The organism is Pseudomonadota bacterium, from assembly GCA_027624715.1.
In the GTDB taxonomy this organism is placed as follows: domain Bacteria; phylum Pseudomonadota; class Gammaproteobacteria; order Burkholderiales; family Eutrophovitaceae; genus Eutrophovita.
In genome coordinates this window covers 30,501-50,063 of the sequence record JAQBTV010000002.1, presented here as the reverse complement: position 1 = coordinate 50,063, position 19,563 = coordinate 30,501, and the positions used below count along the sequence as shown (strand labels likewise).

Genomic DNA, 19,563 nt, shown 5'->3' with positions numbered 1-19,563 from the left:
ATAAACAATATTAAATTTTGTATTTGAAGTATTTATAACATGATTATGCTTTATTTACCATTATTTATAAGCATAAACAGAATCACATGCTGAAAGAAATTAGCTATGATATGGGCCTGAATTTTAACGTTATAGCACAAAGGCTGGAGTAGGTTTAGATGACTGACATCTCCGATCAGAAACAAATGAATGTATCCGCGTTCTGGCGTGTACTGCCCCAAGATTTAGACCCCACCGAAACGCAAGAGTGGATCGACGCCTTCAATCAACTGATCGCAATCCAAGGCGAAGAACGGGCGACCTTTTTACTGATGAAGCTTATCGAGCGAGCAAGACGCCTGCGCGTTCCAATGCCGCCAATCCTTAACACACCTTACTCTAATACCATATCGCTATCGGATCAGCCCCCATTCCCAGGCAACCTCGAGACTGAGGCCAAACTCTCCGCCATCATCAGATGGAATGCCCTTGCCATGGTTGTCAGAGCAAACCGTGTGAATTCCGATTTGGGTGGACATATTGCGACCTACACCTCATCAGCCGATCTGTTTGAGGTCGGTTTTAACCACTTCTTTAAAGCTGGGCAAGTTGGTGACTGTGTTTACTTTCAACCCCACTCTGCCCCAGGCGTCTACGCGCGAGCCTTCTTAGAAGGCCGACTGAGCGAAGAGAATATTGCCAACTATAGACAAGAGACCGGAGGAGTAGGCTTATCATCGTATTGCCATCCATGGCTCATGCCTGATTTTTGGCAATTCCCAACAGGGTCAATGGGGCTTGGCGCAATTACTGCAATCTACCAAGCGCGATTCATGCGATATCTCGAAAATAGAGAGATACATGCCGATAGCGATCGAAAAGTATGGTGCTTCGTAGGCGATGGTGAAATGGATGAACCAGAATCAATTGCTGGTCTTTCGATAGCTTCGCGTGAAGGGCTCGACAACCTTATTTTCGTAGTTAACTGTAACTTACAAAGACTAGATGGCCCCGTTCGTGGCAACAGTTCTATTGTTCAAGAACTTGAAGGCCTTTTTGCAGGTGCGGGTTGGAATGTAATCAAGGTGATGTGGGGCTCCGATTGGGATCCATTATTTGCGCTGGATCACGATAACGTCCTCATTAAAAGACTGCATGAAACGGTCGATGGTGAGTTCCAGAAATATGCCGCAACAGATGGGCAATTTAACCGCGAAGCATTTTTCAATAAATATCCAGAATTACAAAAACTCGTATCTCATCTATCCGATGAAGATATTGACCGTCTCGAGCGTGGCGGGCACGACCCGATTAAGATTTATGCGGCCTACCACGCCGCTGTAAACCACAAAGGAAGGCCGACAGTTATTCTTGCGCAAACCAAAAAAGGGTACGGCATGGGCCATTGGGGCCAGGGGAAAATGACATCCCATCAACAGAAAAAATTAGAGAATGACGCGTTGTTAGCTTTTAGAGATCGCTTCTCTATTCCTTTGTCCGACGAAGATGTAGAAAACCTTCTTTTTTATATGCCTGAGGCTGGAACACCAGAAATGAAGTATCTGCATGGCCAACGACAAAAGCTGGGCGGCTACCTGCCTGCTCGGGTCAGACACGTAAAACCTATAATCGCCCCAAAATTAGAAGAATTTGCAAAGCTCACTGGCGGTACGGGAGAAAGAGCGCAGTCGAGCACGATGGTATTCGTACAAATGCTCTCCCAGTTATTAAAAAATAAAGAGTTTGGCAGTCGCGTGGTTCCCATTGTGGCCGACGAAGCGCGCACCTTTGGTATGCAGTCCTTATTTAGACAAGTTGCGATCTACTCCCCATTCGGTCAACTGTATGACCCTGAGGATCGGGATGAGCTGCTCTACTATAAAGAAGCTAAAAATGGTCAGATACTCGAAGAGGGTATTACCGAAGCGGGAGCAATATCATCATGGATAGCAGCTGCCACGTCGTATTCCACACATGGCACCACGATGCTTCCCTTTTATATTTTTTATTCATGCTTTGGCTTTCAACGAATCGGTGATCTAGTCTGGGCAGCTGGAGACTCTCGAGCACGAGGATTCTTACTCGGCGCAACGGCCGGACGTACCACGCTATCAGGCGAAGGGCTACAACATGAAGATGGCTCGAGCCACCTTTTATTCTCAACCGTTCCGAACTGCGTGGCTTATGATCCCACATACGGTTATGAAGTCGTGACTATTATTCAAGACGGCATGAGAAGAATGCTCGAAGAGCAAGACGATGTTTTCTACTACGTCACAGTAATGAATGAGAATTACCTCCATCCAGCCATGCCTCACAACGCTTCAGAGGGTATTATTAAAGGTATGTATCGCATCAAAGAGTGCGACACACACAAAGGCGCGCATGCCCAATTGCTGGGGTCAGGAACAATTCTTCGAGAAGTTTTGGCTGCGTCAGAACTACTACAAGCTGACTGGAATGTATCGACAGATGTTTGGAGCGTTACAAGCTTTACTGAGCTCAGACGTAATGGCTTAAGTATCGATCGAGAAAACATGTACAACCCTGAAGTGGCAGAAAAAAGTACCTGGGTTGAGCAGTGTCTTAAAGCCACGAAGGGGCCAATCATCGCCACAACCGATTACATGCGTTCCGTACCCGACCTCATCCGAACCTGGGTTCCTAGGCGCTATATAACCTTAGGCACCGACGGATACGGACGAAGTGATACAAGGAAATCCTTAAGAGATTTCTACGAAGTCGACCGCTTTCATATCACCCTTGCAACGCTCAAAGCACTCGCTGATGATGGAGCAGTTGCAAAAAAGATACTCTCAAAAGCAATCCAAAAGTATGGCCTTGAAGGCAACAGACCAAACCCATGGGACGTTTAATTTGTTTAACAAAAGTTTATAGTCACTCTTGGTAGTCATCAAAATGATGGGGGAACGTCCAGACCTTTGCAGTTCAGCTGTGCTTAAAATTGGCTTGTTTGTGTTCAGTCTATTTGTGTCGACCGCCTTCAGCGCGCCAATAAACAAATTTGTTCCCTGGGGAGAGAATCCAGCCCCCCCAACCCTCAACGTCACCACGCTAAAAGGGGAAGCAACCAGTCTTAAAAAATTTTTAGGGAAAGTAGTCATCCTAAATTTTTGGGCAACGTGGTGCGCCCCTTGCCTAAAAGAAATTCCCTCGCTTTTAGCACTCAAGAGACGATTGCCTGCAAAATATTTTGCAGTCGTCTTTGTAAACTACGGAGAATCAAAAACCCAGATAGAAAAAAAGTGGGCCGAAATTGGCGAGGGGGAGATTACACTTATAGATCCTGGCGCTCAAAACATCAGAGCTTGGATCGATATAGGACTTCCAACAACTGTTGTGCTTAATCAAGATCATAAAATTGTCTACAAAATTGTTGGTGATATTGATTGGTCACAACCCGACATAGTATCTATCATTAAAAGTATCCGTTAAGCATCATTTCTGCTCAAAGTTAAAGGCTAACAATCCGATTAAAATCATGAGTAACAAATAGTTCAAAATATCCGCAACTGGTAAGACTGAGAATGAGTTTAAGTAAGACAATCATAAATGACTTAGGAAATCAGCTATACGAAGCTTGGAATAATGCCACTCAAATTGTACCCATCACGGACTCCGTACCTGGCATTACAATTGAAGAGGCTTATCAGGTTCAACTAAGCATGATTAATCGACGACTATTGCAAGGTGAGTCAATCGTTGGAAAGAAAATTGGGATTACTGCTAAAGCCATCATGAACATGTTGGGCGTCAATCAACCAGATTTTGGACACCTCATGTCCGGGATGCAATTTAAAGAATCGCAAAGCCTACCCTTCGAAACATTTTGTCAGCCTAAAGGAGAGGGAGAAATCGCATTTCTGCTCAGAAAAGATCTCATGGGACCAGGCATCACAACGGATCAAGTAATAACCGCAATTGATTGCGTGGTGCCCGCTTTTGAGATCGTAGACTCACGCATTAAAAATTGGAATATCAAAATTCAAGATACAGTAGCAGACAATGCTTCAGCTGCAGCCTTTGTGCTTGGCTCTCCTCAAAGGAGCATCAAAGGTATTGACCTGGCGACTTGCGGCATGGTGTTAAAAAAAAATGGAGAAATAATCGGTACAGGCGTTGGGGCGGCAACGCTAGATCACCCACTCAACGCGGTCGCATGGCTTGCCAATATGTTAGGGAGCCTAGGCATGGGTCTTAAAGCTGGGGAGATCATCCTGTCTGGCTCGTTATCGATCATGTTTCCTATACATTCCGGTGATACATTGGAAATGGAAATAGCAGGAATTGGAAAAACGATCTGTCACTTCGATTAAAAAAGTTGACTCAACGCTTCCAAACACTAGGATGGCATCTCTGATAATTGGGCCCGTAATCAATATCTACACCTAATGCTTGCGCCGCGCGCCATGACCATCGAGGATCATCCATTGCCGCTCTCGCAATAGCGACAAGGTCTGCGGCACCTGAAGTTATCGCCTCTTCCGCTTGTGCAGGCGTTGTAATCATACCAACACCCATAGCTGCCATCGTAGTATCACTCTTAACCTTCTTCGAGAATGGTAAATTAAACCCGGGCGCAAATTCGATTTGCTGACGAGGATCAAGTTGACCCGATGTCACATCAACAAAGTGACACCCTCGTTGTTGTAATTCTTTCGCAAATACAATCATCTCTTCCGGATTTAAACCATCTTGCACCCAATCCGATCCAGAAATGCGAGCCCCTAGTGCAATACGATCCGGAACAACGGCCTTGACGGCATCAAAAACCTCGAGGGGATATTTGAGCCTATTAGACAAATCACTCCCACCGTATGTGTCAGTTCGCTTATTAGAAAGAGGGGAGGTAAATTGATTAAGAAGATACCCGTGAGCCGCATGAAGCTCTACAACATCAAACCCGAGACGCACCGCCCTCTTAGCCGCATCAACGAATTCAGCTTTAATTCTGGAAAGATCCTCAGTTTCCATCATTTTTGGCACATGCCAACCGTCCGTAAACGCTAACGCACTTGGAGCTACCGTCTCCCAAGGATTCTCGTTTGCTTTAAGTGCCGAGCCTCCCATCTTCGGTGTTTTCGCTGATCCTTTTCTCCCAGCATGCGCGAGCTGAATGCCTAATTTCGACTGACCATGCTTTTTACAAAACGTCACCACGTGCGCCAATGCACGCTCTGTCTCTTCATCATAGAGTCCAAGACACCCATGCGATATACGACCTTGGGCAGAAACATGTGTTGCCTCAAAAATCAACAAGCCGCCAGCTCCGATTGATAAATTGCCGTAATGCATTAAATGCCAGTCGTTAGCCCTGCCCTCTTCAGCCATGTATTGACACATGGGAGAGACGACGATTCTATTGAGCAAATCAATCGGGCCTAACCGAAAATGGGAAAAAAGTTTAGATGCCATAATTGTTCGCTGACTTAGACACTGCAGTCACTTGTAACACTCAAGCCTTTATATCTCTAATTTTTTAACTATTGTTTGTTGGGCACTTTCCACAAGCACCCGTAGGTTCGCATCCGAAACAACCTTTGGCACTCTTAGTTCCTCGGAAACCAGCCGCCGCATCGGGTATCGTTATGAAACTATTAGCCCACGGAAAAAATCTAAGAACTATTTGTGAAATAGCAACCTTTTGATTGGGAAGCCACCTATTCATGAGATAGATCAAACTACCCGATACAACCAACAGTAGAACAACAGATTCAATCACCTGATAAGACATCATCCGCACCTAAGAAAAGAGTTGGTAGACCAATAAGGACGCCAAATACGCCAAGCCAAACAAATACGTCGTGGCGACTAGAACAACCTTCCATGATTGTGTTTCTTTTTTAATAACTGCTAATGTAGCTAAGCACTGCGGTGCGAAAATGTACCAGACGAGTAAGGACATTCCGGTTGCAAAGCTCCAATAGGCAGATACGATTGGTAAAAGCTGAGCCGAGGGATCCTCAACACTTGCTGAAATCGCGTAGACCGTCCCCAGGGCGCTAACCGCTACCTCTCGAGCAGCCAAACCGGGTATCAACGCAACACAAATTTGCCAATTAAACCCGATCGGTTGAAATAACCATTCGATCGCATGGCCAATTCGACCCGCAATACTGTAATCAATCGGGACACCAACCCATCCCTCCGGAGGAGTTGGATACGTTGAAAGTACCCAAAGTATCACTGTGATTGCCAGAATCACTTTTCCCACCCTTAGAAGAAAAATACGTGTACGCTCCCACAACCCAAGCAAGATATCCCGCACATTAGGTAATCGATACGAAGGGAGCTCTAGCAATAACGTCGCAGCCTGGAGGCTACTACGTCTTAGTTTTTTCATTACAAATGAGACGATAAGTGCGCTGATGATTCCCGCAGCGTACAGGGCAAACAAGGTTATCCCTTGCAAATTAAACAACCCCCAAACAGTTTGATCTGGGATGAAAGCCGCTATTAACAGCGCATAGACGGGAAGCCTCGCAGAACAAGTCATCAAAGGCGCCACAAGGATTGTAGTAATGCGATCTCGCTGATTCTGGATCGTACGGGTTGCCATAATCCCTGGGATCGCGCAGGCAAAACTAGAGAGCAAGGGGATAAACGAACGTCCCGAAAGCCCTGCCCCAACCATAAAACGGTCTAGTAGAAATGCCGCTCGTGGAAGATAACCCGATTCTTCCAAAATTAAAATGAATAAAAATAGAAATAAAATTTGAGGCAAGAAGATTACGACACTGCCCACGCCACCTATCAGACCCTCGACAATGAGCCCTCTCAACGGCCCCTCCGGCAAAACTATTTCCACAAAACGTCCGAATCCGCTGATACCTGCGTCAATCAGCTGCATGAACGGGGCGGCCCAGAAGAAGACCGCCTGGAACATCAAGAACATAGCCAACGCCAAAATGATTAGACCAGCAACTGGGTGTAAAAAAACGCTATCTAAAACATCATCCGTACGGGAAGTTTTGTTGGGCATCCCCACATTAGAGAAAATTAGCCTTTTAGCCTCTTCGTGATAATCTATATCGTCAGCGAACCAAGGCGAGATTTGGGGCAGGTTTTGCTTTATTTCATTAATTAACTGATCTGCACCATTTTTACGAACAGCGATGGTTTGTATGACTTGGATGCCAAGTTGCTCTGACAACCCCTGAATATTTATTGTTATGCCGCGTCGTTTTGCTGCATCAGACATATTGAGCGCCAAAATCATCGGAATTCCGAGCGCCCTAACTTCCAGAGCAAATCTTAAATGTAACCTTAGATTTGTTGCATCAACAACGCAAACAATAACATCAGGGCATCTCTCACCTGAAACATTACCCAAGCAAATATCCTTGGTAACGATTTCATCTAAACTCTCGGTATCAAAAGAGTAAGCACCCGGCAGATCTAAAATCTCCCATTCTTGATTGCCACCCAAACGCATCAAACCCGACTTTTTTTCAACTGTAACTCCGGGGTAATTAGCCACTTTTTGCCGACTACCAGTCAACAAGTTGAATAGCGCTGTTTTCCCTGAATTTGGATTACCAACTAGAGCGACTCTCATGCCAGTCATCCGTCAGCTACTGAACTTCCACGCGACTTGCTTCGCTCGCACGAAGCGCGAATCTCGTGAATCCGATTTGCACTAGGAGTGGATCTTGACCGATAGGACCAAAAGTAATTAACTTTACTTCCTCTCCCTCAATAAACCCAAGGACTCTAAGCCTGCGCGCTATCGAATCATTTGCAGAATTTTGAACCACATTGGTAATTTTCGCCTGCTCTCCAAGCTTCATATCGGAGAGTTTTCTTTTATCCATAGCATCTAAACCTAAATGAGAATGATTTTCATTATATATTCATTTTCTGCTAAAGATCACTGTATTAATTGCCTACTTCCTAACGTATTAGTGCCTTGAGGGATATAAATTGATGGACAGTAGCTAAGCTTAAAGACTGGCCTGACAGCTAAATTCCGCCGCCAAGCTCAAGGTTAAGCCATCGCGAATCGCATAAATCACTTAAAATTAGATATATTAAAATGTACAAATCCCCTCAAATGATGAAAATCAGAATCATCCCCGTTACCCCTTTTTCGCAAAACTGCTCGTTACTTATTTGTGAAAATACTAAAAAAGCAGCATTAGTTGACCCTGGCGGAGATATTGATCGCATATTTGACGTGATCAACGAAGAATCAGTAGCTGTAGAAAAAATTCTACTCACACACGGGCATCTAGATCACTGTGGTGCCAGTAAAAACATTCGGGATCGGCTCAATATTTCGATTGAAGGGCCACACAAGGATGATCAATTCTGGATTGACCAACTCGAAGAGCAAAGCAAACAATTTGGATTACCCAATGCCTCTTCATTCATTCCCGATAGATACTTAAACGATAATGAAACTGTAGAATTTGGAGCAATTAAATTATTGGTAAAGCACTGTCCAGGGCATACACCAGGCCATGTTATCTTCTTTTCACCCGAAGAAAAAATTGCGATTGTCGGTGATGTGATTTTCAGTGGCTCCATTGGACGAACCGACTTCCCGCGAGGGGATTACGACACGCTCATCGAAGCAATCACAAACAAACTGTGGCCCTTAGGCAACGATGTCACATTTTTTCCTGGGCATGGACCAACTTCGACTTTTGGAAGGGAAAGACAGACTAACCCGTATGTAGGGGACCTTGTAACGGGCATTTAATTTTGGTTAAAATCACGGGTACTATTCCAATATTTCCAAAATGGGATTATTTGTGGCACTAACAATCACACCGATGCATTCTCTATTTGTCGCAGAGGTTAAAGGCCTGGACATTAGCATGCCATTATCGCCAGCAATTCAAACTCAAATTCAGAATTTAATTGACCAACATGGCATATTGGTATTTCGAGATCAAAATATTTCGAATGACCAACAAATTGCATTCACTCGATATTTTGGGGAAATTGAGATCGCTGACACTAAAAACAATATTACGAAACAGGAGGACCGCAGACTATCCAATATGTTAGCTGACATCTCTAACCTCAATAAAAATAACGAAGTTCACGAAACAGAATCAAGGCAACGAATCTTTAATTTAGGAAACAGAATATGGCACTCTGATAGCGCTTTTCGTCCAAATCCAGCGCGATACTCCTTATTATCGGCCAGAGAAATTCCGAGCAAAGGTGGTGACACTCAATACGCAGATATGCATACACCATATGAACGACTCAGCTCTGAAATGAAGGAGCTTATTGCGGACCTTCGATGCGAGCATTCTCTTATGTATTCTCGTGCTCGGCTTGGTATGGACTATTTTACTGAGCAAGAAAAAGAAGATTTCAAACCCGTAATACAACCTTTGGTTCGAACGCATCCCGCAACTGGGCGAAAATCCCTATTTCTTGCGTCACACGCGGGCCGAATAGTGGGCTGGCCGATAGCTGACGCCAAATTACTTCTTGAAGAATTAACTGAAATAGCCACGCAGAGGGAATACGTCTATACCCACAAATGGAAACATTATGATTTAGTGATGTGGGATAACCGACGCACAATGCATCGAGCGACGCGATTTGAGGACACGAAAGAGAAGCGAGATATGAGAAGAACGACAGTAGCGGGCGATCCTGCCTGATATCTCAACGATAACATTCAATAACACAAATTCGTTATAGAGAACATGTCGATACGATGGGGACTCAAATCTAGCCAAGGCTCAGCTTGAGTCTCGTAAGAGACGACGGATAATCTTACCGGTATTAGTTTTTGGCAAATCAGACAAAAACTCAATTTCTCTAGGATACTCATGCTTTGAAAGCCGCTCCCGAACCCATCCCTGCAACTCTTCTACTAATTTAGTATCTGGAGTGTAACCATCTCGCAACACGACATAGGCCTTAACAATCTCGGTCCGTGTCTCGTCAGGCTGTCCGACTACAGCTGCTAATTGCACAAATGGATGAGCAGTCAAGCAATCTTCTATGGGGCCAGGCCCGATACGATACCCCCCACTAGTGATCACATCATCATCACGTCCAACAAATGTAATATAGCCCTCATCATCAATAGATCCCGTGTCCCCCGTAATGAGCCAGTTACCGACAAATTTCTCCTTCGTTGCCTGCTCGTTGTTCCAGTAGCCAAGGAACATTACAGGGTCCGGTGCAGACACTGCGATCATACCAGCCTGTCCGTGAGGTTTTTCATTTCCATCCTCATCAACAATTGCAACTGTGTGCCCAGGCGCCGCGCGGCCAATCGATCCTGGTTTTAACGCATAAAGCGATGAGCAGCCACTCACCGTCATATTGCATTCCGTCTGCCCATAAAATTCATTAATAAAAATACCTAATGCATTTTGGGACCAATCCTGCAACTCAAATCCCAACGACTCGCCTCCGCTAGCTAACGATCTTAGTTTTAACGCACTAAAATTTTTTACTGGAATGGCCCGCATCATTCTCAAAGCAGTTGGAGGCATAAATACGTTTGTAATGGAATGTCGGATCATCAAATCAAGCGCTAAATCAGGTTCAAACTTATCAAAACGTCTTGCAATGACTGGAACACCTACTTGCCATGCAGCAAACAGCACATCAACTAGACCGCCAATCCAAGCCCAATCTGCTGGAGACCAAATCAAATCACCTTCTTGCCCTAGAAAATCATGAGAAAACTCAACTCCCGGCATGTGGCCAATCATCGTACGATGTGGCAGCAGTGCCCCCTTTGGGTCGCCCGTTGTGCCTGAGGTATAAATAATCATCGCCGGATCATCTGCCATCGTTTGCACTGATTCGAACGAATCAGAGGCGCGCTGAAGTAATCCGTGAAAGTCCTCTGTACCGTCACAGGCACCGTCGACATTGAGAACGATTTTCAGATCTGGTAATTCGTCTCGAATTGCAGCAATAGAATTTACTCCAACCGAATCGGTAACAACAAACTTTGCACCAGAATCTCGCAATCGATACCGTAAAGCATCTTGGCCAAAAAGTGTAAACAACGGCACCGCTATTGCGCCCGACCGATAACTCGCTAAGTGCGTCACAGCCACTTCAGGACGTTGCGGCAATAAAATACCAACCCGATCAAGGCGCCGCAGACCAAATACGGAAAACACGTTTGCCAGTTTATTCGATAGTAGATAAATATCTTTAAACGTGTACCGTTTTTGAATACTATCGACCGTCTCGTACACCATAGCTGTACGATTATCGTTCTCAATCCACTTGTCGCATATATCCCACGCTATGTTGTAGCATTGAGGCACATGCCATTTAAATTGACTAATCAGTACTTGATAGGAATTTGCTCTGAGTAACATGCGGCATGCCGTTTTTAAGTTAATGAAATGTTAACAAAAAACTGGCGCGGCAGATGGCCTACCTGAGGGTATTTATGCTAAGACCTCGAGCCAAATATTCTATATTGCAGATTGAAGGGTTTTTTACAGAAGAATTTTCGACGGGAGACAAGCTCCCGTCAAAGTACAACTTTTAAACTATTAGTCTATCGATTTGATATTAGTCGCTTGATCGCCTTTAGGGCCGCTCGTAACGTCATACGATACTTTTTGATTTTCTTCTAGGGTCTTGAAGCCATTCGATTGAATTGCTGAAAAATGCACAAACAAATCTTTACCGCCATCATTGGGAGTGATAAACCCGAAACCTTTTGAATCATTAAACCATTTAACTGTACCAGTACTCATTATGTCTTTCCTTGAAAATAATAAAATAAATGCCAAAACTTCAAGAAGAGACCGTCTTTCACCAGATACCAGATACTAAGAATATTTTCTTAATTAGGTGAGAAACTGGTACGACATCGTTAAATATCTTCCCCAGCTTGATAATCTTGCATGCGCCTTACAACGTATAAAGCTAGTCACGTCAAAATAAATTTTAGCCGTCACAACCTTTAAACTCTTAGATGTTTTAGTGGCTTTGCAACCACTCAATCATTAATATAAGGATGCACAGGATAACACACGCGACCTAAAGAGGGAAACACGAATGTCAGATGGACTAAAAGCTGCTGCGCTCGAGTACCACGAAAGCCCCAGACCTGGAAAAATATCAGTTGTTCCAACAAAAGTGCTAAGCAATCAGCGAGACCTGGCACTCGCGTACTCACCTGGGGTCGCTTATGCATGTAAAGCGATAGAAGCTGACCCTAGCCTGGCTGCCAAATACACCTCCAGAGCGAACCTAGTCGCAGTTATTACCAATGGTTCTGCTGTGCTGGGCCTAGGCAACATTGGTCCGCTAGCAGGGAAGCCTGTTATGGAAGGTAAAGCATGTTTATTTAAAAAATTTGCAGGTATTGACGTTTTTGATATCGAGTTGGCAGAGACTGACCCAGATAAATTAGTCGATATTATTGCAGCATTAGAGCCCACGTTCGGAGGGATTAATCTAGAGGATATCAAAGCCCCAGAATGTTTTTATATTGAGAAGAAACTGAAAGAGAAACTAAATATTCCTGTCTTTCACGATGATCAGCATGGAACTGCGATTATCGTAGGTGCCGCGATCATTAACGGGCTGAAGGTAGTCGGTAAAAACCTAGGCGAGGTCCGACTTGTTTGTGCAGGAGCAGGTGCCGCAGCTATAGCATGTCTTAATTTACTCACCATCCTAGGCATAAAAAAAGAAAACATCATAGTATGCGATTCAAAAGGCGTGCTCTCTAAAAATCGCAGTGGTACGCTGGACGAGAATAAAGCCATCTATGCCAGTGACACACCCTTTGTGTCTGTAGATCAAGCGATGCGAGGAGCTGATATCTTTCTCGGACTATCAGGGCCAGGCACGATCAAAAAAGATTGGGTCGCCAAAATGGCAGATAAACCCTTAATCTTGGCACTCGCAAATCCCACACCGGAAATCATGCCCGAAGAAATCAAATCGGTACGCCCTGATGCTGTGATCGCCACGGGACGTTCTGATTACCCAAACCAGGTCAACAACGTTCTATGTTTTCCATTTATCTTCAGAGGCGCTTTGGACGTCGGTGCAAGTAAAATCACCGAGGAAATGAAACTGGCGTGTGTTTACGCTCTCGCAGACCTAGCTCAAGCCGAACGCTCGGATATCGTCGCAACAGCTTATGAAGGTCAAGAATTGAGTTTCGGTCCTGACTATATTATCCCGACACCGTTCGACCCACGACTTATCACTCTAATAGCGCCGGCAGTTGCTCAGGCCGCGATGGACAGCGGAGTCGCAACACTCCCCATTAAAGATATGTCGGCCTATCGGGAAAAAATTTCCAACCTCGTATATCAAACTGGCTTTGTGATGAAACCAGTCTTTGAAGCCGCGAAAGCTGATCTAAAGAAAGTTATTTACGCGGAAGGTGAGGATGAAAGAGTGTTACAAGCGGTTCAAGTGCTTTCCGATGAGAAACTTTGTCTTCCAATTCTCATTGGACGACCCGACGTTATCGATTCAAGAATTGAGAGAGCTGGACTTAGAATAAAAGCTGGACAACACTTTGAGGTGGTAAATCCAGAAAACGACGAACGCTTCAAAGAAACCTGGCAGGAATACTATAAAATCATGAGAAAAAAAGGAGTATCTCCTGATGATGCCAAGATGGCCGTTAGAAGCCATACAACGCTCATTGCAGCTATGCTCGTGCGACGAGGGGACGCCGATGCACTAATCTGCGGGGCTATCGGACGGTACAAAGATCATCTAAAACACGTTGCTGACGTGATTGGCAAGAAAGAAAATACGTCTATTTTTGCAGCAATGAATTTATTACCTATGCAGAATCGAACGCTATTTATCAGTGATACGTACGTTAACCACAATCCATCTACTGAAGAAATTGCGGAAATAACTCTTATGGCGGCTGATGAGGTTAAGCGTTTTGGCCTTAAACCTAAAGTTGCGCTTATCTCTCACTCAAATTTCGGGATTGACGAGAGCCCATCAGCGAAAAAAATGAGCGCTGCGCTCGATATCATAGAAAAACTAGACCCCACTATGGAGATCGATGGAGAGATGCATGGTGATGCGGCATTAAACGAGATCATACGACAACGAATACATCCCGACTCAAAACTAAAAGGTGAGGCAAACCTATTGATCATGCCGAGCTTAGAAGCGGCTAATATTTCCTTTAATCTCCTGAAGATGGCTAGTAGTGACGGGATAACCGTTGGCCCAATACTATTGGGGACTAAAAAGGCAGCGCACATCATCACTCCTACCGCAACGGTTCGCAGAATCATTAATATGACGGCTTTAGCGGCAGTCGATGCCGCCTCTAGAGTTAACGCAATGGCTCGATAGATAACTTTTTAAGTTTATGGGATTTCAATATAGAATAAATGACGCATTCATTTTAAGCAACGACAAACATTCGCGAGAGTTGTCACGCACAATAAAAAGGAAGTAAAGATGTCTGACCAAAATTTATTTTCTGGAGAAATGACGGAAAAACAACGTCTATTCCGTGACGAGTATAAAAAAAATATAGCCAATTGGTATACAGGCTGGGGACACCTCCTATCAATATATGCGCCCGGACTCCTCGTCATAGCCTTTTGTATGCGGCACATTAAAAATCCTAACTGGTTAGAAATTTCATTGATAATACCCATTGTCATCATTTATAACTTCAACGAATGGTGGATTCATAAAAATGCAATGCATAAACCAATCAAGGGGTTCGGTGGGGCCATAATCCCAGTGTTTCACCGACATGTACATCAGCATCACCAATATTTCACCTCAAGAAGAATGACGTACGATACAAACCGGGAATGGCGCATTGTTTTATTTCCACCTTATGCCCTGTTAATTTTCCTGATTGGAACTGTCCCTCCAGCATTCCTGATAGGTCAATTGTGGAGCCCGAATGCTGGATATATACTGATGCTTTCCACGCCTTTTTATTACTTAAACTATGAAACCTTTCATTTATGTTGCCACGTTAAGGAGAATTGGTTTGTTCGCAATTGCCCTCTAGTGAATACAATTCGTCGACACCACGCCGCGCACCACAGCCAACATATTATGATGGCCAGAAATATGAATTTAACCTATCCAATCACAGATTGGTATATGGGTACCAGCGACCTTGATCGCGGCTTGCTAGGACATCTCTTTAACGGATACGATCAAAGTCATATCAAGAGCCAATTTCTATCCGACCAAGGTGCCGAGCTTGAACAAACCGCCTCAATATAAAAAACGACCATCTTAAAAGGTATTGCGTTATTAAGGCAAAGACTGCCAATAGAAAAAATGATTTTAAGCTGTCCTCAGCAGCTACTATGCCATGGCGGTGATCGAACTGGCCGAGGCGGTGGTGCTGAAAATGGGCAAGCCCTGAGGGAATTCGAGTATGAACCCGCTCAACCCCAAAAAATTGCTGCTGACCAAGTGGACAGCTGTCAAACCCGTGGCCAAGCAAAAGCACTTTTTGGTCAGCCGCGTCATTCAACCCGAACAGCCCGCCGATCCCATTGAACAGGTGGAGATCGAAGCGGTGTTTTCCAAAGCTGTGCAGGTCATTGCTTGGCGTGACTTGCAAGACGACAGCGTGTGGCGGCAGGGTTGGGTTTGACTGGATCGGAAAATCCGCATCTGTGAAAGTGCCTACAGGTTTGGGGGAATGCCAAATACATTCCCAAGAAGCGGCGCATGGAAAGTGTCACCGATGAGGAGTTGACTATGATCAAAAACAGATTGAATCACCGGCCCAGAAAGCGGCTGGGATTCAAGACACCCCACGAGGTGTTTCACACCTCGTTAAACCGTGTTGCAGTTCGTACTGAAATCCGCCACTTAAATGAAGTTCAATTTCATCTAATACAACAGCATCCTCTGTAGAATCAAATTTTCGAGCAAATAGATTAGAATTGATAATAAGCTGTCTTGTATCGGCGGTAGTAAAAGTGCGTGGCCTTAGTTTGATCATTCCATCAGGAACCCAATCAATAAAACGTAAATCATCTTGTACTATATCTCCATGGCAATCGTTATTCATCATGATAGTTTGGAAAAAACCTTCATCTGATATAAATGAATTTTTGTAGAATTTTTTGTATCGCGTAGTCTCAGTACTCGTTGATACAAACTCACAAAAACTTCTACTTACAATCATCCATTGTGTTCCAATATATGGAGTCACACCTTTAAGGAATCTTCGAGAAATATTTGGTCTATATATACGGTTTCCGAACTCAAAGCATATGTCTAATACTCTATGCATAGTTTCTGGGCGAATTTGAGCTTGATTGAATGCGCGAATGTATTCTTTACCTGAATTTTCAGTTAAAAATTGACGGATAAACTCCTGGGTTTTTAATGGGAAATCTTGGCCGCTAAGATTAATGAAATACGTCCAATCTTTACTTGTTTCTAAAAGATGTACCATTCCTCTAAGTACGATATTTACTAAGCTATAACCACCCCATAATGCTTTCTCTTGTTTAAGGGTAGTGGCGTTCGGGTAATCGTTTAAAAAAAGTTGAATATTTTCAAAAAGCTCATATCCTGCATTTTTATCTATATGAACTAGATAATGATTAAGAGGATGATAGATTGCTTTAAACATTCGTTTAAATTGTTCTGGATATCGATGAATCAGAATAAGATATGCAATCATGACAATTCCTTAGGTAGCAGAAATTTTGTTTTGAGCGCTCCTGTTCATTTTGTTAGGAGTTCATGGCAAGGCGTCTTGTTACAAACATAGATTGGGGCTAAAGTTAAAAAATCAAGTGGTCTATGCTTGCGAAATAGGCCGCGATTAGCGGCTGACTCTATTCTTTAACCGTTTGGGTTCCGCGTGAAATAAAAAGAGACCGCCCAGACAGATAGTACAATTAACCGAATTCGCTATGCAAAATACCGACGAGTGGACATTCCCTCAATCTTTGAGGCCTAGTTCAAAAAATCTGACGTTCAACCTCAGTAGAGCAGTGAATTCTGTTGTAAAGGTTCGAACGGCGATATCGGCCGAAGCATTCACGGCCGACATTCTTGGAACAGAACGCATCGGCAGTGGCGTCTTGATTAACGAACATGGGTTAATCCTTACAGTAGGCTACCTTCTGACGGAAGCCGAATCAGTCTGGATAACAACGAACCTTAACCAAAGTGTCCCAGGACACGTTGTAGCTTATGATCAAGCGACTGGACTTGGTTTGATACAGGCTCTTGGAAAGTTACATATTGAGCCCTCAAACCTCGAGACAAGTAATCTGATGAAGCCATCCGATGATGTTTACTTTGTCAGTCACGGAGGTCTTGAGCATGCCCTTCATTCAAAAATTGTCCGTGTCGACGAATTCGCTGGGTACTGGGAATATGTTTTAGATGAAGCAATCTACACCTCGCCACCCCATCCGCAATGGGGAGGCGCCGCCATATTTAATGGACGAGGACATGTCATAGGAATAGGCTCACTGTTTCTTCAAGAAGTTTTTGAAGGACAAAGCCAACAAGGCAATCTCGCTATACCCACCCACCTTTTAGAACCAATCCTAAGTGACCTATTAGAATTCGGACGACCATTAACCCCTGCCAGGCCTTGGATCGGCATGTACACAGTGGAAATTGGTGGGAAATTAATAGTGAGTAGCTTAGCTCGTTACGGCCCTGCGGAACTCGCTGGTATCTTACAAGGAGATCAAATCATATCTATTGGCGAGGACAAGACGTCTACTCTCGCTAATTTCTTTCGATCTGTTTGGAATCTTGGATCCGCAGGGGTTTCAGTGCCACTAAATATAAACCGAGAAGGAAACTACTTACAATTTATAATTAATTCGGTAGATAGAAATGATTTTCTTCTTAAACCAAAAACTCATTAAAAAAAACTCGCTGGTAAGATACTCAGATGAATGACCTTTTAATCAAAAACGGAATAATTATCGATGGATCAGGACAAGATCGATTCGTAGGAGACATCTCTATTAAAGATGGACTCATAAATGGCGTTGGCAATAATCTAGGCATAGCGGCACGAATTGTCGATGCGGATGGCCTCCTTGTCACCCCAGGATTCGTTGATGTACACACACACTATGATGGGCAAGTCACCTGGGATCCGTATTTAACCCCTTCGACGTTTCACGGCGTCACTACTGCTGTGTTTGGAAATTGTGGGGTTGGATTCGCTCCAGTTAGAAAAAACGATGTTCCCTACCTGATCAATCTAATGGAAGGAGTCGAAGACATACCTGGATCCGTGTTATCAGAAGGTGTGGATTTTAATTGGGAATCCTTTCCGCAATACCTCGATGTTCTTGACTCGTCCCCCAAAGCTATAGATATCGGTGCTCAAGTACCGCACGGCCCCCTGCGATTTTATGTGATGGGTGAAAGAGGAGCGGATCACCATGCAATTCCCACTGATGAAGAAATAGAGTCTATGGGCTTGATGCTCGAGGAATCATTAACCGCTGGAGCTATTGGATTTACCACGTCCAGAACAACCAAACACTTGAGTCGTGACGGAAAAAATACGCCGAGCCTATCGGCAAAACATGCTGAACTCCTTGGATTAGCCCTTGCTATGAAACGTGCTGACAAAGGGATTATTGAGGTTAACTCCGACTTTGGTCCAGGTGAATTTGAAATCATGCGCATGGTCAGCGAAGTGTCAGGTCGTCCTCTGTCTATCCTACTTCTCCAGACTAATAATTCTCCCGATCTTTGGCGACAAACTCGAGATCAAATCCATCAAGCCCGAGCGCAAGGTCTGAACGTCACCGGTCAAGTAGGCTGTCGACCCATCGTCCTCATTATGGGGCTCGAAACCACAATTAATCCGTTTTCGACGCATCCGAAATGGATACAATTGTCATCACTCACACCTTTAGAACGTCTTTCAAGAATAAAAAATGACGCACAGTTGCGTCACAATTTAATCCACCAATTGCCTAACGACGAACATACAAGACGGATTAAAGAATGGTTGCCCAGGACGTTCTTAATGAATAAAGGGTTTGATTACGAGCCCTCACCAGAAGATAACATCTGCGAAATTGCTCGGAAGAAAAGCGTAAGTCCTTTCGAGGTGGCCCTAGACAGAATGCTTCAAAACGAAGGCAAAGGGCTACTGGCGCATACTTTCGAAAACTATTTTGATGGTGATCTTGAGGTAATAAGAGAAATGTTGCTTGACGAAGGCACTATCATGGGTCTCGGTGATGGAGGAGCACATGTGTGTACTGTGTGCGATGAGGGTGCGCCAACCTATTTGCTGTCGCACTGGAGTCGTGACAGGAAACGAGGACCAACAATTCCTTTAGAATTTTTAGTAAAGAAACATACGTCCATTAGCGCAAGTGGCTATGGACTTCTCGATCGAGGGTTGATTCAAGCTGGATACAAAGCAGACCTTAATGTTATTGATTATGAACAGTTATCGTTATTAGATACTGAGATTGTCTATGATTTACCTGCCGGTGGAAAACGCTTAATTCAAAGAGCGCGAGGTTACCGTCACACATTTGTATCTGGAACAGAAATTATTCATCAAGACGAACAAACTGGAAATCTACCAGGACGCCTTATAAGATAGAACATAAGGTAATCAAT

The 19,563-nt window shown here is 44.1% G+C and carries 17 protein-coding genes; 10 read left to right on the top strand and 7 right to left on the bottom strand.

Translation table 11 applies throughout. The features are described from left to right. The first annotated feature begins 158 nt into the window (after positions 1-158). The 3 genes from aceE (at position 159) to O3A65_01730 (ending at position 4,316) form a co-directional block, all read left to right on the top strand. Positions 159-2,855 carry a pyruvate dehydrogenase (acetyl-transferring), homodimeric type gene (gene aceE, locus O3A65_01740; GenBank protein MDA1331182.1) on the top strand — a complete coding sequence of 899 codons (2,697 nt, stop codon included), beginning with the start codon at positions 159-161 and terminating at the stop codon, positions 2,853-2,855. A gap of 43 nt (positions 2,856-2,898) precedes the next feature. Next, entirely contained in the window at positions 2,899-3,435 is a 537-nt protein-coding gene (locus O3A65_01735; GenBank protein MDA1331181.1) for a TlpA disulfide reductase family protein, read from the top strand. Between the two features lie 92 nt (positions 3,436-3,527). Further along, entirely contained in the window at positions 3,528-4,316 is a 789-nt protein-coding gene (locus tag O3A65_01730; GenBank protein ID MDA1331180.1) for a fumarylacetoacetate hydrolase family protein, read from the top strand. Positions 4,317-4,326: 10 nt separating this feature from the next. Here O3A65_01730 and O3A65_01725 read toward each other — a convergent pair whose 3' ends face one another. The 4 genes from O3A65_01725 to O3A65_01710 form a co-directional block, all read right to left on the bottom strand. Next, positions 4,327-5,415: an NADH:flavin oxidoreductase/NADH oxidase gene (locus O3A65_01725; GenBank protein ID MDA1331179.1), complete on the bottom strand. Its 1,089-nt coding sequence runs from the start codon at positions 5,413-5,415 to the stop codon at positions 4,327-4,329. 64 nt (positions 5,416-5,479) lie between these two features. Beyond that, positions 5,480-5,737 carry a hypothetical protein gene (locus O3A65_01720; protein MDA1331178.1) on the bottom strand — a complete coding sequence of 86 codons (258 nt, stop codon included), beginning with the start codon at positions 5,735-5,737 and terminating at the stop codon, positions 5,480-5,482. 6 nt (positions 5,738-5,743) lie between these two features. Then, positions 5,744-7,558 carry a ferrous iron transporter B gene (locus O3A65_01715; protein MDA1331177.1) on the bottom strand — a complete coding sequence of 605 codons (1,815 nt, stop codon included), beginning with the start codon at positions 7,556-7,558 and terminating at the stop codon, positions 5,744-5,746. 16 nt (positions 7,559-7,574) lie between these two features. Beyond that, positions 7,575-7,814: a FeoA family protein gene (locus O3A65_01710; protein MDA1331176.1), complete on the bottom strand. Its 240-nt coding sequence runs from the start codon at positions 7,812-7,814 to the stop codon at positions 7,575-7,577. A gap of 242 nt (positions 7,815-8,056) precedes the next feature. On the opposite strand from O3A65_01710, the gene O3A65_01705 reads away from it, so the two are divergent. Together O3A65_01705 and O3A65_01700 are read left to right on the top strand one after the other, a co-directional pair. Beyond that, positions 8,057-8,704: an MBL fold metallo-hydrolase gene (locus O3A65_01705; protein ID MDA1331175.1), complete on the top strand. Its 648-nt coding sequence runs from the start codon at positions 8,057-8,059 to the stop codon at positions 8,702-8,704. A 52-nt stretch (positions 8,705-8,756) separates the two neighbouring features. Continuing rightward, positions 8,757-9,626 carry a TauD/TfdA family dioxygenase gene (locus O3A65_01700; GenBank protein ID MDA1331174.1) on the top strand — a complete coding sequence of 290 codons (870 nt, stop codon included), beginning with the start codon at positions 8,757-8,759 and terminating at the stop codon, positions 9,624-9,626. 81 nt (positions 9,627-9,707) lie between these two features. Here O3A65_01700 and O3A65_01695 read toward each other — a convergent pair whose 3' ends face one another. Further along, the gene (locus O3A65_01695) at positions 9,708-11,318 is read right to left on the bottom strand and encodes an AMP-binding protein (GenBank protein MDA1331173.1); all 1,611 of its coding nucleotides are present in this window, start codon (positions 11,316-11,318) and stop codon (positions 9,708-9,710) included. Between the two features lie 180 nt (positions 11,319-11,498). Further along, positions 11,499-11,705, bottom strand: coding sequence for a cold-shock protein (locus O3A65_01690; protein MDA1331172.1), 207 nt, complete (start codon positions 11,703-11,705; stop codon positions 11,499-11,501). A gap of 304 nt (positions 11,706-12,009) precedes the next feature. Between O3A65_01690 and O3A65_01685 the strand changes: the two genes are divergently transcribed. From O3A65_01685 to O3A65_01675, 3 genes are all read left to right on the top strand, one after another. Then, positions 12,010-14,298 carry an NADP-dependent malic enzyme gene (locus tag O3A65_01685; GenBank protein ID MDA1331171.1) on the top strand — a complete coding sequence of 763 codons (2,289 nt, stop codon included), beginning with the start codon at positions 12,010-12,012 and terminating at the stop codon, positions 14,296-14,298. A 108-nt stretch (positions 14,299-14,406) separates the two neighbouring features. Beyond that, the gene (locus O3A65_01680) at positions 14,407-15,198 is read left to right on the top strand and encodes a fatty acid hydroxylase family protein (protein ID MDA1331170.1); all 792 of its coding nucleotides are present in this window, start codon (positions 14,407-14,409) and stop codon (positions 15,196-15,198) included. A 157-nt stretch (positions 15,199-15,355) separates the two neighbouring features. Further along, complete coding sequence (locus tag O3A65_01675) at positions 15,356-15,577, top strand: TIGR02450 family Trp-rich protein (protein MDA1331169.1); 222 nt, start codon at positions 15,356-15,358, stop codon at positions 15,575-15,577. A gap of 153 nt (positions 15,578-15,730) precedes the next feature. Here O3A65_01675 and O3A65_01670 read toward each other — a convergent pair whose 3' ends face one another. Beyond that, a complete protein-coding gene (locus O3A65_01670; GenBank protein MDA1331168.1) occupies positions 15,731-16,621 on the bottom strand; it encodes a glycosyl transferase in 891 nt (296 codons plus the stop codon). 235 nt (positions 16,622-16,856) lie between these two features. Between O3A65_01670 and O3A65_01665 the strand changes: the two genes are divergently transcribed. Both O3A65_01665 and O3A65_01660 read left to right on the top strand, forming a co-directional pair. Next, positions 16,857-17,831 carry a S1C family serine protease gene (locus O3A65_01665; GenBank protein ID MDA1331167.1) on the top strand — a complete coding sequence of 325 codons (975 nt, stop codon included), beginning with the start codon at positions 16,857-16,859 and terminating at the stop codon, positions 17,829-17,831. 26 nt (positions 17,832-17,857) lie between these two features. Beyond that, a complete protein-coding gene (locus tag O3A65_01660; GenBank protein ID MDA1331166.1) occupies positions 17,858-19,546 on the top strand; it encodes an amidohydrolase family protein in 1,689 nt (562 codons plus the stop codon). The last annotated feature ends 17 nt before the right edge of the window (positions 19,547-19,563 follow it).

Bases quoted from the DNA above. Each gene is read 5' to 3' on its own strand.
- O3A65_01665 (MDA1331167.1), top strand. From the start codon at position 16,857: ATGCAAAATACCGACGAGTGGACATTCCCTCAATCTTTGAGGCCTAGT.
- O3A65_01670 (MDA1331168.1), bottom strand. From the start codon at position 16,621: ATGATTGCATATCTTATTCTGATTCATCGATATCCAGAACAATTTAAA.
- O3A65_01730 (MDA1331180.1), top strand. From the start codon at position 3,528: ATGAGTTTAAGTAAGACAATCATAAATGACTTAGGAAATCAGCTATAC.
- O3A65_01725 (MDA1331179.1), bottom strand. From the start codon at position 5,415: ATGGCATCTAAACTTTTTTCCCATTTTCGGTTAGGCCCGATTGATTTG.
- O3A65_01720 (MDA1331178.1), bottom strand. From the start codon at position 5,737: ATGATGTCTTATCAGGTGATTGAATCTGTTGTTCTACTGTTGGTTGTA.
- O3A65_01715 (MDA1331177.1), bottom strand. From the start codon at position 7,558: ATGAGAGTCGCTCTAGTTGGTAATCCAAATTCAGGGAAAACAGCGCTA.
- aceE (MDA1331182.1), top strand. From the start codon at position 159: ATGACTGACATCTCCGATCAGAAACAAATGAATGTATCCGCGTTCTGG.
- O3A65_01680 (MDA1331170.1), top strand. From the start codon at position 14,407: ATGTCTGACCAAAATTTATTTTCTGGAGAAATGACGGAAAAACAACGT.
- O3A65_01690 (MDA1331172.1), bottom strand. From the start codon at position 11,705: ATGAGTACTGGTACAGTTAAATGGTTTAATGATTCAAAAGGTTTCGGG.
- O3A65_01705 (MDA1331175.1), top strand. From the start codon at position 8,057: ATGAAAATCAGAATCATCCCCGTTACCCCTTTTTCGCAAAACTGCTCG.
- O3A65_01685 (MDA1331171.1), top strand. From the start codon at position 12,010: ATGTCAGATGGACTAAAAGCTGCTGCGCTCGAGTACCACGAAAGCCCC.
- O3A65_01675 (MDA1331169.1), top strand. From the start codon at position 15,356: ATGAACCCGCTCAACCCCAAAAAATTGCTGCTGACCAAGTGGACAGCT.
- O3A65_01710 (MDA1331176.1), bottom strand. From the start codon at position 7,814: ATGGATAAAAGAAAACTCTCCGATATGAAGCTTGGAGAGCAGGCGAAA.
- O3A65_01735 (MDA1331181.1), top strand. From the start codon at position 2,899: ATGATGGGGGAACGTCCAGACCTTTGCAGTTCAGCTGTGCTTAAAATT.
- O3A65_01695 (MDA1331173.1), bottom strand. From the start codon at position 11,318: ATGTTACTCAGAGCAAATTCCTATCAAGTACTGATTAGTCAATTTAAA.
- O3A65_01660 (MDA1331166.1), top strand. From the start codon at position 17,858: ATGAATGACCTTTTAATCAAAAACGGAATAATTATCGATGGATCAGGA.